Annotated in this window: 10 protein-coding genes; 5 read left to right on the top strand and 5 right to left on the bottom strand. The window is 71.5% G+C overall.

The genetic code is table 11. From position 1 onward, the window contains the following. Positions 1-92 precede the first annotated feature (92 nt). On the bottom strand, positions 93-1,553 hold the full coding sequence (locus ACWCHM_RS07010) for a DHA2 family efflux MFS transporter permease subunit (protein ID WP_454221778.1): 1,461 nt from the start codon (positions 1,551-1,553) through the stop codon (positions 93-95). A 192-nt stretch (positions 1,554-1,745) separates the two neighbouring features. On the opposite strand from ACWCHM_RS07010, the gene ACWCHM_RS07005 reads away from it, so the two are divergent. The 5 genes from ACWCHM_RS07005 (at position 1,746) to ACWCHM_RS06985 (ending at position 8,622) form a co-directional block, all read left to right on the top strand. After that, positions 1,746-2,204, top strand: a complete 459-nt coding sequence (locus ACWCHM_RS07005; RefSeq protein ID WP_421487934.1) for a MarR family winged helix-turn-helix transcriptional regulator — start codon at positions 1,746-1,748, stop codon at positions 2,202-2,204. A 23-nt stretch (positions 2,205-2,227) separates the two neighbouring features. Next, the gene (locus ACWCHM_RS07000) at positions 2,228-3,241 is read left to right on the top strand and encodes an LLM class flavin-dependent oxidoreductase (RefSeq protein ID WP_454221777.1); all 1,014 of its coding nucleotides are present in this window, start codon (positions 2,228-2,230) and stop codon (positions 3,239-3,241) included. A 78-nt stretch (positions 3,242-3,319) separates the two neighbouring features. After that, on the top strand, positions 3,320-6,370 hold the full coding sequence (locus ACWCHM_RS06995; protein WP_454221776.1) for a BTAD domain-containing putative transcriptional regulator: 3,051 nt from the start codon (positions 3,320-3,322) through the stop codon (positions 6,368-6,370). Positions 6,371-6,413: 43 nt separating this feature from the next. Continuing rightward, a complete protein-coding gene (locus ACWCHM_RS06990; RefSeq protein WP_454221775.1) occupies positions 6,414-7,586 on the top strand; it encodes an amidohydrolase family protein in 1,173 nt (390 codons plus the stop codon). An 82-nt stretch (positions 7,587-7,668) separates the two neighbouring features. After that, on the top strand, positions 7,669-8,622 hold the full coding sequence (locus ACWCHM_RS06985; RefSeq protein WP_421487930.1) for an aromatase/cyclase: 954 nt from the start codon (positions 7,669-7,671) through the stop codon (positions 8,620-8,622). Positions 8,623-8,681: 59 nt separating this feature from the next. Here the strand turns inward: ACWCHM_RS06985 and ACWCHM_RS06980 are convergent, their stop codons facing one another. From ACWCHM_RS06980 to ACWCHM_RS06965, 4 genes are read right to left on the bottom strand one after another with little or no spacing between them, the layout of a single operon-like run. Then, positions 8,682-8,945, bottom strand: coding sequence for an acyl carrier protein (locus ACWCHM_RS06980; RefSeq protein ID WP_266244072.1), 264 nt, complete (start codon positions 8,943-8,945; stop codon positions 8,682-8,684). Between the two features lie 37 nt (positions 8,946-8,982). Then, positions 8,983-10,194 (bottom strand): beta-ketoacyl synthase N-terminal-like domain-containing protein, encoded by a 1,212-nt coding sequence (locus ACWCHM_RS06975; RefSeq protein ID WP_454221774.1) that lies wholly within the window; start codon positions 10,192-10,194, stop codon positions 8,983-8,985. After that, positions 10,191-11,459 carry a beta-ketoacyl-[acyl-carrier-protein] synthase family protein gene (locus ACWCHM_RS06970; RefSeq protein WP_421487928.1) on the bottom strand — a complete coding sequence of 423 codons (1,269 nt, stop codon included), beginning with the start codon at positions 11,457-11,459 and terminating at the stop codon, positions 10,191-10,193. Before ACWCHM_RS06970 ends, ACWCHM_RS06975 begins: the two co-directional genes overlap by 4 nt. 10 nt (positions 11,460-11,469) lie before the next feature. Further along, positions 11,470-12,462 carry an acyltransferase domain-containing protein gene (locus tag ACWCHM_RS06965; RefSeq protein WP_454221773.1) on the bottom strand — a complete coding sequence of 331 codons (993 nt, stop codon included), beginning with the start codon at positions 12,460-12,462 and terminating at the stop codon, positions 11,470-11,472. Positions 12,463-12,694: the final 232 nt, after the last annotated feature.

Here is a 12,694-nt window from a genome sequence, read left to right as displayed (position 1 = left end):
CGGGTATCCCTTCCGTTGCCGCGGCGGCGGAGCACCGCCGCTGCCGGTTGTAGCTGGCTGTGCTCGCGGCACGGTCGAGGAAGGCCCGAGCGTTACGCCCGTTGCTGCTCCGGGGCCCGCCACGGTCCGGGTACCAGGGACGCGGCGAACCCCGCCACCACGGCGAAGCCCGCCACCAGCCAGTACGTTCGGCCGTACGCTTCGGCGGGGAAGCCGGAGGTGCCACTGAGCCGCTGTTGCAAGGCGACCGCGACCACCGCGATACCCAACGAGCCGCCGATCTGGTTGAGGATGAACAGGGCGCTGGTGGCCCGGGGCGCGTCGTCGGGGCCGACCGCGAGGTACATGAACGCCATCAGGCCGGGCACCGTGAAGCCGATGCCGAAGCCGCCGACGCCGAATGCGATCGCGGTCAGGGCCGTCGAGGTGTGATCACCGACGCCGGACAGCACCAGCGCGGCGAGCGCGGCGAGCAGCATCCCGATCGGAGCGGTCACGCGTGCGGTGAGCCGGACGCCGGCCTTACCGACGGAGATCGCCCCAGCCGCGCCAAGGATGCCCGAGGGCACCATGAGCAGGCCCGCGTGCAGGGCTCCGAACCCGCGTGACTGCTGGTAGTACAGCGGCGTCAGGAACAGCAACGTGTTGGCGACCGCCCCGACGAGCAGCATGGCGACCACCGACATCGTGAAGCCGCGCTGAGTGAACAGCCGTACGTCTATCAGCGGCTCGGCCGCGCGGCGGGCGTGCAGCACGTACGCCAGCAGCAGCGCGACGCCGACGGCGAAGGCGGTGATCGCCGCCGGATCGCCGAAGTCGCCGCGGTGGGCAGCGGTGGTGAGCCCGTAGATGAGCACCGCGAAGCCGGGCGAGAGCAGGGCCAGACCGATGACGTCGAGGCGTGGCCGCGGCGCGGCGCGGTCCGGCGCGTCGGCCGGCAGCGTTCGCAGCGCGAGCAGCAGGGCGATGGCACCGACCGGCAGGTTGATGAGGAACATCCAGCGCCAGCTGATGTCGTCGACGAAGAAGCCGCCGAGGATCGGCCCCAGCACCGGCCCGATGGTCAGGGGGATTGAGATCAGGCCCATCGCCTTGGTAACCCTGCTCGGACCCGCAGCGCGGGCGATCGCGGCCTGCACGACCGGGAAGATCATTCCACCGCCGAGCCCCTGGAGCAGGCGGAAGACGATCAGGCTGCCGGCCGACCAGGCCAGTCCGGACAGCAGCGAACCGACGGTGAACAGGACGACAGCGAACGTCCAGACCTGACGGACACCGAAGCGGTCCACGCCCCAGCCGGAGATCGGCGTCGCGACGGCGACGGCGAGCAGGTATCCGGCGGTGACCCACTGGATGGTCGACAGCGTGGTCCCGAAGACGGTGACGAGGCGGTCCACCCCGACGTTGACGATGGTCTCGTCCAGCAGGGCCATGAGCAGTGCCAGCAGCAGGACTCCGGCCATCTTGAGGAATGCGGGATCGAGGCGGTCGGCCTCCGGGTCAGCGGGCTTGTCGCCGGGAGCGCGCTGGGGCGCGCTGGTGTCGCTGGCCATGGTCGTTACCTCCGAGCGGCAGAACGGTCCGGTATTGATGCGCACAGAATACATGTAGGTGCAGACATGATTAAGTTCGATCGAACCTTACCAGCAGTCATCTTCTGCTCGGAGCCCACAGGAAGTGGATGCGTATACATTGAATGCGCATGGACGTGTAGGGTGTAGGTCGACGACTCGGAGGGCGGGCGGATGGCGGAACGACGCGGCGGGCAGCCCGACGTGCTCGACCTGTGGCGACAACTGACGGTGCTCACCGGACGCCTGGGCCAGGCACTCGACAAGCGCCTCGTGCGGGAGTTCGACCTCACCCTCACCGAGCTGCTGGTGCTCGACGAGTTGATTCGCGGCAACCCACGCGGCATGCGCATCCAGGATCTCAGCCACGCGGTGGCCCTCGACCAGTCCTCAATGAGCCGTCTGGTCAGCCGCCTCACCGCCAAGCAACTCGCCGCCCGGGTCAGCTGCGAGCACGACCGCCGCGGCGTCTACTGCCAGATCACCGACCTGGGCACCGAGCGGTACGCCGCGGCCGCCCAGGTCAGCCGCGCCGAACTCGGTGCCGCACTGGACGCCGCCGCCTTCGACGACCGGCTGGCCTCCGTGGTTGCGCGGCTGACCCGCCCGGTCGTCACGCCCGCCGACACCTGAGACCCGACCGAGGGAGTCATCCCGTGCAGTTGTCGATCCTGGACCAGTCGATGATCCCGGAGGGATCCACACCGACTCAGGCGCTGACCAACACGCTCGATCTGGCCCGGACGGCCGACGCCCTCGGGTACCACCGCTACTGGCTCGCCGAACACCACGCCACGGCGTCGTTCGCCAGCCCGGCCCCCGAGATCATGATTGCGCGACTCACCGCGGAGACGACCGGCCTGCGTATCGGCAGCGGCGGCGTGCTGCTGCCTTACTACAGTCCGTTCAAGGTGGCCGAGACGTTCCGGGTGTTGCAGGCGCTGGCCCCGGGCCGGATCGATCTGGGCATCGGCCGGGGCGCCGGAGCCTCGTCCCGGGACGCCCGGCTCCTCAACCCCTCCCTGGGCGGCTACTCCGACCACGCCTTCGGCGAGCAAGTCAGTGCCCTACGGGCATTCCTGGGCGAGCCAGGTGACCGGGGTGGCGTCATGCCGACGGTGGACGGCGTGCCGCAGGTCTGGCTGCTGGGCGCGAGCCCGTCGTCTGCCATACTCGCCGGCCGGCTCGGCCTGCCCTATTCGTTCGCGCACTTCGGTCGTCCCGAGGTCGTCACCGAAGCGGTGCGGGCGTACCGCGACAGTTTCAACACCCGTGGCGGTGGCAGCCCGCGGGTGATGGTCGGCATCGGGGTGTACTGTGCGCCGACCCGCGCCGAAGCCGAGCACGTCTTCGCCAGCCAACGCCTGTTCCGGCAACGCATGACGCAGGGCGACCTGCGTCCGGTACCAGCACCGGAGACAGCGCTCGCGGAACTCCACCACCGTCCCGCGCCGACGGTCGGCGAGCGGGAGGAGTGGCCGCGATACGCGGTCGGCTCCCCCAGCGACGTCGCCGAGCAGCTCAGCGCGATGGCCACCGCGGTGGGTGTGGACGAGTTCGTGGTGTTGTCCACCATTCATGGACACAGTGACCGCGTGCGCTCGTACGCGCTGCTGGCCGACGCTCTGGGCCTACGACCCCGGACGAGTCCGGCCCTGCAACGCGCATGACACTTGTCAACCTTCGCGATCCCAGCTCGCAATATCGACGAGCAATGATGAAAGGCGTCGATTGCGAGGGAGGACCGTGTGAGCGTGCCAGCCGGCGACGAGGACGCCACCCCGACGGAGGAGTACCGCATCCTCGGGCCACTGACGGTGGTTCTCGGCGGCCGCCCGGCACCGGTGACAGCACCGAAGCAACGCATCATCCTGGCAACCCTGCTGCTGCGGGCCGGCACCTGGGTCACCGCCGCCGAACTAACGAAGGCCCTCTGGGACGACCGAGCGCCGAAGAATCCGCGCAGCGCCCTTCAAGTGCACCTCACCCGCTTGCGCGCTCTGTTCGCCGCCGTCCACCCCGAGAGACCGGACCTGATCGAGACCCGCCCCGGCGCGTACCGGATCGTGGTGCCGCCCGGATCGCTCGACCTTGACCGCTACCGGGACGCGATCGCGCAGGCGCGCTCCGCCCGACGCGCCGGGAACGCCGATGTCGAGCTGGGCTGGTTGCAGCGGGCTCTGGCCCAGTGGCGAGGCGATCCGCTCGCGTTGGTGCCGTCGGCCCGTATCCAGCGGGAGGTGGTCACCGCCCTACAGGATGACCGACTGCGCTGGATGGAGCGCCGATTCGAGTTGGCGTTGGCCACGGGCCGGCACACACAGGTCATCGGTGAACTGCGCACCGCGACCCTCGCTCATCCAGAGCGCGAGCGCCTGTGGGGCCTACTCATGGACGCCCTTGCCGAGACTGGCGACCGGGCCGCGGCGATAACCGTGTACCACCAGGCACGAGGCAGGCTGCGCGATGAACTGGATGCCCCACCGGACACGGAGCTGCGACGCCGCTACCGCCGACTGATCACCGAGCCAGGTCAGCGGCACCGCAACGCGGCGACCCCCAGGGCGGGCCTCGGCGAATGGCAGACGCAATGCCAACTGCCACCGGACATCGCCGACTTCGTCGGGCGGGCGGAGATCCTCCGCGAACTGTGTACAACCCTCGAGTCGGGCGACACACCGGTGGTCTGCCTCACCGGGGTGCCAGGGGTGGGCAAGTCGGCGCTCGCCGTACGGGTGGCGCACCGCCTCCGGACCCGGTTTCCCGACGGCCAGTGGTACGTGTGCGGCACCGGACGAACCTGGCCCGACATCCTCGCGGAGATGCTGGCCACCTCCGGAGTGGAACAACCGCCCACCGGCAACACGGCCGCAGTGTCCCTGCTCCGCCGACGGCTCGCCGGACGGCGACTGCTGGTGACCATCGACGACGCCCCGGAAGGCAACCCACCACACGGTCTACTTCCTCTCCCCGCCGGATGCGCCATTCTGGCCGTGCGGCGTGGCGACCCCCCGGCCCTGGACTGCGACGTCGCCCGCGTGGTCACCCTCGACGTACTCTCCCACACGGAAGCCTCGGCACTGGTGACCGACATCGTCGGTGCGGCCCGGGTCAGCCGTACGCCCGCCGCGCTGGAGGCGATGGTCGAACGCTGTGACCGGCTGCCACTGGCACTCCGGATCGCCGGCGCCCATCTGGTCACCCATCCGGACCGCGACATCGGCGAGTTCGCCGAACTGCTCGGCGCCGACCCTCTCGGCACGCTCAGCCTGCCTGGCAGCCGGCGGGCTGCGGTCCGCACGGCCTTCGAACTGGCCTACTCGGCACTGCCCCCGGCCGTCCGGCGGGTCTTCCGGTACCTCGAACTCGTACCCGGCTTCTCGCACCGCGTCGAGACGATCGCCGAACTGACCGGGACGTCACCGTCCCGCGCGGCCGGGCCCGTGGCGGACCTGGTCCGCGCCCGGATCGCCGAACTCGGGCCTGACGGGGTCATCCGACTGCACAGCCTGGTCGCCCGGTTCGCCGCCGAGCGTGGTCTCAACGAGGATCCCCCGGCAGACCGGCGGGCCGCCCTGGACCGGCTCGGAACGTGGTTGCTGAACGTCGCCGACGAGGCGGTGCGGCTGTGCCATCCGGATGTGGTCCGGGTCGGAACCGGCGCCGGGCACACGACCTTCGGCAACCACCGGGCGGCCCGCACCTGGCTGCAACGGGAGCGCCGGAACCTCGCCGCGGTGGCGGTGCAGGCCGCCTCCGCCGGACTGATCCCGCTCGCCGTGGGCCTGACCGACGCGCTGCGGGGTCCCTGCGGCGCAGACCGGCACCACGCCGACTGGCGGATCGCCGCCGAAGCCGCGGTCGCGGCCACCGACCCGCTACGCGAGCCCGCGTACGCCGCCGTCGCCCGGCTCAACCTGGGACTGGCCTTGCAAGGGCTCAACGACCTGAGGTCCGCCGAGATCCACCTGCGACATGCCTGCGACCAGCTACGCCGACGAGGTCCGGCCGAGTTGGAGGTCGTCGCCGTGACCGCTCTGGCCATGCACCGCCTGCAACAGCCGACCAAGCGGTTCGACGACGCTGTCGGTCTGCTCCACCGTGGCCTGCGACGGTGCCGGCAACTGGGGCTGCGGCACGCCCAGGCACGCTGCCTGCTGTACCTCGGGATGGCTCACCACGCGCGGGGGGAACCGCGCCTGGCGTACCGCCACTTCCGCGCCGCGGTGCGGATCGGCGAGCGGGCTGGTGACTACTCCGCCCAGGCGGAGATCCTGGCCCGGCTCGGTGGCGTGTGCGTCGAGCTCGGCGCGCACCGCGAGGCAGCTCGGCGGTTACGGACGGCGTTGCGGCTCGGCCGGTCAGCCCGCTCGGCGCACTCGGTCGCGCTCGCCTCCTACGGGCTTGCCCGGGTACGCCGTGCCGCCGGCCGACCGGAACCCGCCCACGCACACGTGGCCCGCGCTATCGCCTTCGCCGAATCCGGCGGTTACCTCGCCGTGCTGGTCAACGCCCGCAACCTGCTCGCCGGCCTTGATCGAGACGAGGGCCTGAACGGGCGTGCGGAACTGGAGTACCGGCGTGCGCTGCGCGAGGCCGAGCGGATCGGTCATCCGGGCGCCCAGTGCGAGGCGCTGACCGGTCTCGCGCTGCTGGCCCATGAGCGCGGCCGCGACCACCTGATCCCTGTCATGGCCCGGCAGGCGACCGGCGCCGCCCGGGCCGCCGGGTCACCCCGGCTGCTCTCGCAGGTCCGGGAGTTGCTCGCCACACTCCAGCCGGCTCCGAGCATGCGCTGAGACTCTGCCCAGCGACGCGCGCGGGCAGCGGGGGGGGTAAACGATGGTGGCGATCCGAGCACGGCGGCTCTTCGACGGCAGAAGCGTGATCCAGGCCGAACGGCCGACCGTGCTCGTGGACGGCGGCGTGATCCGATCGGTGTTCGACGGGCCGACACCGTCCGGGCACGAGGTGATCGACCTGGGTTCGGCCACGCTGATGCCAGGCCTCATCGACGCCCACGTCCACCTCGCGTTCGACGCCACGGCGGACACCGTGGCCAGCCTCGTCACCGCCGACGACGACGTCGTGCTGGACCGGATCCGGTCGGCCGCGGCCGCGACCCTCGATGCCGGCGTCACCACCGCTCGCGACCTCGGCGACCGCGGTTACCTGGGCCTGCGGGTACGAGCCGAGACCGCCGCCGACGTCCGTCTCGGTCCGCGATTGCTGCTGGCCGGACCGCCGATCACCTCGATCGGCGGCCACTGCTGGTTTCTCGGCGGTGAGGTCGAGGGCGTCGAGGCGATCCGCGCAGCGGTCCAGGACCGGGCGGCGCGGGGTGTCGACGTAGTGAAGGTCATCGTCACCGGCGGCCGGCTCACCGCAGGGTCCCACCCGCACGAAGTGCAGTTCGGGCCGGCCGAGCTGTCCGCCGTCGTAGCGGAGGCGAAGCGGCACGGTCTGCCGGTCACCGGGCACTGTCATGCCGCGGACGGAATCGCCGATGCGGTCGCGGCCGGATTCGACGGCATCGAGCACTGCACGTTCGTCACCGCCGACGGCACCGCCGACGACCCGGCGCTGCTGGACCGGATGGCAGCCGCGGGCACCCGGGTCACCCTCACCCTGGGATCGGTCCCGCAGTACGCCGAACACACCGGCCCGGGTGAGGCCGACCCCCGCCGCAAGGCTGTGCACGACGCGCTGTGGCGCGTCGCCACCTCGGGGGCGCCCGTCGCCTGCGCCAGCGACGCCGGCTGCGGGCCCGGCAAGCCGCACGGATCACTCGCCTACGCGGTGCAGGCGATGGTCGGTCTCGGATTCTCGCCGACCGAGGCACTACGAGCCGTCACCTCCGGTGCCGCACAAGTCTGCGGGATCGCCGATCAGGTCGGCCGAATAGCCCCCGGGTACCAGGGTGACCTGCTCGCGGTCGACGGCGATCCGGCCGTTGACCCGGAGGCGCTGCGGCACGTCGCCGCGGTGTTTCGCGCCGGGCTCCGGGTGCGGTAGCTCTCCAACGGCGCTGGACCGGACGTCGATCGGTACCCGGAACGCTCGGGTCGTAGCCCATCCGACCGGTAGGAGGACCGCCGTGCCCGAACCCAAAGTTCACACCACCCGGCACAGCATCGACGTCAACGCACCCGTCGACGCGGTGTATCCGATCATCGCGGACGTCACCAGGTGGCCGTACACGTTCGGGCCGACGGTCCACGTCGACCTCCTTGAGCGTCACACCGAGGGACCGGAGCAGACCGAACGGCTCCGGTTGTGGGCCACCGCGAACGACGTCGTCCGGTCGTGGACCTCGCGGCGCACTCTGTACCCGGCCACCGGTCGTGTCGCCTTCCGGCAGGAGGTGTCGGCGGCCCCGGTGGCGTCCATGGGCGGCGAGTGGCAACTTGAGACGCTCGACGGCGGCCGCACCCGGGTGGTGCTCCTGCACGACTTCACGGTCGTGGACGACGAGCCCGGCGCGGCCGCGTGGGTGAAACGTGCCGTCGACGCCAACAGCACGGCGGAGCTGGCTGCGCTGCGCGCCGCGGCGCGTTCCGCGAATGCCCGCACCCTGCTCTCGTTCGAGGATTCGGTCCGCGTTCCGGCCCCGGCGAGCGACGTGTACGACTTCCTGTACCGCGCCGACCGCTGGGTCGAACGGCTGCCGCACGTCGCCCGCGTCGAACTCGCCGAGGACGAGCCGAACGTCCAGACCCTGGAGATGGACACGGTGGCCCCGGACGGTGCGGTGCACACGACCAAGTCGGTCCGGGTCGCGTTCCCCGCCGAACGGATCGTCTACAAGCAGACCACGCTGCCGCCGCTGCTGGCGGCGCACGCTGGCGTCTGGACGCTGCGTCCGGAGGGCGACGGGGTGACCGTCACCTCGCACCACGCCGTCGTGCTACGCCCCGAGCGCATCGAGGAGCTGCTGGGACCGGGCGCCACCCTCGCCGCAACTCGCGAGCTGGTCCAGCACAACCTCAGTACCAACAGCATTCGCACCCTGGAGCAGGCCCGCCTGCATCTCCAGCCGGTCAGCGACTGACCGGCGGCGGACACAGCGATGCGCGGCGACCGGGACGGTCTGCCGCGCATCGCCGTACATCACACGCCGGTCAACGTACGGTTGACGTCTTCCAGGAACGCCCGGGGCGTGTCGCACCGCTCGACCACCTCGTCCGGCAGCGCCACCGCGAACTCGCGGGACACCCGTGAGACGGTCTCCAGGATGGCGAGTGAGTCGAAGCCAAGTTCGACGAACGGAGTGTCGAGGATGTCCCCGTCGATGTCGACGGTGTCGTCGTCACCGGCCGCCTCCCGCAGGATGCGCCGGAGGTCGTCGAGGCTGAGCAGTTCGCGGGTGGTCATGGCAGATGATCCCTTCGATTGTCGGGTCGCTCGGACGTCACTGCTGCGGCCGGCGGAGCACCGCGGCGGCGTTGAATCCGCCCCGGCCCCGGGCCAGCACCAGCACGCAGCTCAACGGCAACGGCCGGGGCGCGCCGGTCACCAGGTCAATCGGGCAGTCCGGGGCGGGCGCGTCCACGCCTTCGGTGTGCGGCGCGACACCATCGCGCAGAGCCAACAGAGCGGTGGCCAGATCCAGTGCGGCCGCCCCCGCCTGCAACCGCCCGACCATGCTCTTCGGCGCGGTGACGGGCACCGCCCGGGGCCCGAAGACCGCGGCCAGCGCGGCCGCCTCGGCCCGGTCGGCGGCCCGGTCGGCCGTGCCGTCGGCGAAGACGAGACCGACGTCGGCCGGTACCACCTGCGCGTCATGCAGGGCTCCGTTGATCGCCCGCTGCAGGCCCGTCTTCGGGCCACCGGCAGGATCGAACGTCGCGGCGTATCCAGCCAGTTCGCCGTACACCTTCGCGCCCCGGGCGCGTGCTGCGTCCCGGTCCTCCAGCAACAGATGGGCGCCGCCCTCCCCCGGCACGGCGCCGTCCGCGTCGGCGGCGAACGGCCGGTAGGCCCGGTGGGGGTCGGTTCGGGTGGTGTACCCGCCCGCACTCACCAACCCGGCGATTCCGAGTGGGCAGAGGGCGCCGTCCACCCCTCCGGTGAGTATCGCCGGGGTGCCGCGACGGATCTGCCGGCGCGCGTGCCCCACCGCGTCGAGACCGCCCGCGTGGTCGGTGACCAGGGCCGCACCGGGTCCCCGCAGGTTGTGACGGATCGAGATCTGCCCTGAATTGACCGCGTAGAACCAGGCGAACGACTGGTAGGCGCTGACATGGCTGCCGCCCTTGCTCCACAGGTTCTCCAACTCGCGCTGGCCGAACTCGAAGCCACCCATCGAGGAGGCCGTGGCAACGCCGATGTCGTAGCGAAGCCCACCGGCGTCCGACACCCCCGCATCGGCCAGAGCCTGCCCGGCCGCGTAGAGACTCAGCCGGGTCATCCGGTCGGTCTGCGGCAGCAGCCGCCCCGGCAGGTGCTCCTCCGCGTTGAAGCCGGACACCTCGCCGGCCAGGCGCACCGGGTATCCGCTCGGGTCGAAGCGGCTGATCTTGCCGATGCCGGGCCGACCGTCCAGAATCGCCCGCCAGTACGCCTCGGTACCCAGCCCGTTGGCCGCGGCCACCCCCAGGCCCGTCACGACTGCGCTGCTCATACCGTCCTCCGATCCGGACGGGCCAGCACGACGGCGCTCTGGAAGCCACCGAAGCCGCTGCCCACGCTCAACACGGTGTCGACCCGCTGTTCCCGGGCGATCAGCGGAACGTAGTCCAGGTCGCACTCGGGGTCGGCGACATACAGGTTCGCGGTCGGCGGCACGACGCCGTACTCCATGGCCAGCGCGCAGGCGACCAGTTCGAGCGCGCCGATCGCGCCGAGGGAGTGCCCGATCATGGATTTGATCGAGCTCACCGACACCCGGTAGGCGTGGTCGCCGAGGCTCCGTTTGAACGCCGCCGTCTCGTGACGGTCGTTCTGTTTCGTGCTCGATCCGTGCGCGTTGACGTAGTCGACGCCCTCCGGCGGGATCCGTGCCTCGTCCAGGGCCACCCGGATTGCCTCGGCCATCTCCACACCGTCGGGCCGTAGCCCGGTCATGTGGTACGCGTTGCTGCGACTACCGAAACCGGCAACCTCCGCGTACACGTGTGCGCCACGGCGCCTGGCGTGTTCCAGCTCCTCCAGGACGAGCACGGCTCCGCCTTCGCCGAGGACCAGCCCGTTGCGGGTGGCGTCGAAGGGGCGCGACGCGTGGGCCGCATCATCGTTGCGTGGACTGGTCGCCTTGATGGCGTCGAAGCAGGCGAGCGTGATCGGTGAGATCGGCGCGTCGGTGCCACCGGCGACGACCACGTCGGCGCTGCCCTCACGGATCAGTTCGGCGCCGTGCCCGACAGCGTCCAGCCCCGAGGTGCAGCCGTCGGAGATCAGCGCCACGGGTCCCTGCGCACCGACGGTGTGGGCTACCTCGGCCGCGGCCGAGCTGGGCACGAACCAGTCGTACAGGTGCGGCACCGCGTACTCCGGGTCGACCAGCCAGGACCGGCCGCCGTCGCTCAGCACGACGTACTCGCGTTCCATGCTGGTGGTGCAGCCGACCGCGCAGCCCACCGACACGGCCAGCCGCTCACCGTCCTTGCCGGGCAGGTCGAGGCCACTGCCCGCGACCGCCTCACGGGCTGCGGCCACCGCGAACTGGGTGGCCCGGTCCATCCGCCGCGCCTCCTGCGGACTGAGCCCGGCCTCGACCGGATCGAAGTCGCACTCGGCGGCGATCCTCGACCGGTACGGCGACGGATCGAAGGCGGTGATGGGCCGCGTCGCGGTGCGGCCCGAGCTGAGCAGATCCCAGTACTGCTTGAGGTTGATGCCACCCGGAGCGACGGCTCCGAGCCCGGTGACGACCACACGACGACTCATGGTGCGACCGTCACACTCGGGGCTCAAGTGCCGGTCGAGGCGTCCTGGAAGCGGCGGTGGCGACAGCGGACAGGGCCGCGGCGAAGGCGGCGAGGTCGTCCTCGGGGCTCCCGGCGCGCACGGGTAGCGCGGCCAGGGCCGTCGACTCGCCTCGTCGCACCGTTGGGTGACGTCTGACGAGCGCGGTGAGCCCATGCGGTGCGCCTGCCTCGAGAAGCACGCCTGGCCCTGTGGCACAGACCGCGTCGAGGGCGGCGGCGAAATGGACCGGCGCGACCGGCTGTCGGGCCCAGTATCGCGGGTCGGTAGCCACCGTCGGGGTCATCCGCGTGCCGGTGTAACCGGAGTACACGGGCAGCCGCGGAGGCCGCAACGGCACCGTGCGCAGCAGCGGTTCGGCGCGGGCAGCCTGCGCGGCGACGGCAGGACTGTGGAACGCCACAGTGGAACGGGCCGCCTGGCAGGTGAAGCCGGCTTCCCGCAGGCGCTGCGCGGCGTACGCGAGGGGTTCGTCGGGACCGGCGAGCAGCACCTGGCGCGGACCGTTGATCGCGGCGAGCGCCACCGCCGCGCCGAGGTAGGGCCGCACCTGCTCGGGGGTCGCCGCCACCGCGAGCATGCCACCGGGCGGCGCCTCGGCGAGATGGGTGAGCCGGTCCCTGAGGACGCGGACGGCGTCCGGCAGGCTCAGCACACCGGCGAGGGCCGCTGCCACGACCTCGCCGACGCTGTGCCCGAGCAAAGCCGTCGGCACCACGCCACGGTCGAGCACGCTCCGGCCGATCCCCCAACCGACCGCGAACAGCAACGGCTGGGAGCGGCGGAAGTCGTCCAACGGCACGACCGGATCGGCGGCGAGCCAATCCGCCCGGATGGCGGCGCCCTCGGGTCCCCACAGGGCGAACACCTCGTCCACGTGGCGGCGGAAATCGGGGTCGCCGCGGTACAGGCCGGTGGCCATGCCGGGTCGCTGTGCGCCCTGGCCGGGGAACAGGAGCGCCACCCCTACTGCTCTTCTCAGCTCAGACATGCTCGACAACGTCGCACCGGCCGCTTGAGACCGGCTCCAGGCGTACGCCGCTCGACGGCTTCTCGACCCCGCGCCGAGCGCGACACGCGACGGTGGCGACACCACGACGCGACCTCGCGGCCAACCCGCGGGAGCGTCCGTTTCCGAAGCCTGTCCCAACCCGGGCGGGCGACCGCCGCCGGCCCGGTGTCACGAGCATCGGGCC

This window comes from Micromonospora sp. SCSIO 07396, from assembly GCF_053667945.1.
The sequence above is the reverse complement of the archived record's forward strand: the minus strand, read 5'-3'. Positions and strand labels throughout refer to the sequence as shown.

Excerpts from the sequence above, each read along its gene's own strand:
- ACWCHM_RS07010 (WP_454221778.1), bottom strand. The coding sequence starts at position 1,553 with ATGGCCAGCGACACCAGCGCGCCCCAGCGCGCTCCCGGCGACAAGCCC.
- ACWCHM_RS07005 (WP_421487934.1), top strand. The coding sequence starts at position 1,746 with ATGGCGGAACGACGCGGCGGGCAGCCCGACGTGCTCGACCTGTGGCGA.
- ACWCHM_RS06990 (WP_454221775.1), top strand. The coding sequence starts at position 6,414 with ATGGTGGCGATCCGAGCACGGCGGCTCTTCGACGGCAGAAGCGTGATC.
- ACWCHM_RS06980 (WP_266244072.1), bottom strand. The coding sequence starts at position 8,945 with ATGACCACCCGCGAACTGCTCAGCCTCGACGACCTCCGGCGCATCCTG.
- ACWCHM_RS06975 (WP_454221774.1), bottom strand. The coding sequence starts at position 10,194 with ATGAGCAGCGCAGTCGTGACGGGCCTGGGGGTGGCCGCGGCCAACGGG.
- ACWCHM_RS06970 (WP_421487928.1), bottom strand. The coding sequence starts at position 11,459 with ATGAGTCGTCGTGTGGTCGTCACCGGGCTCGGAGCCGTCGCTCCGGGT.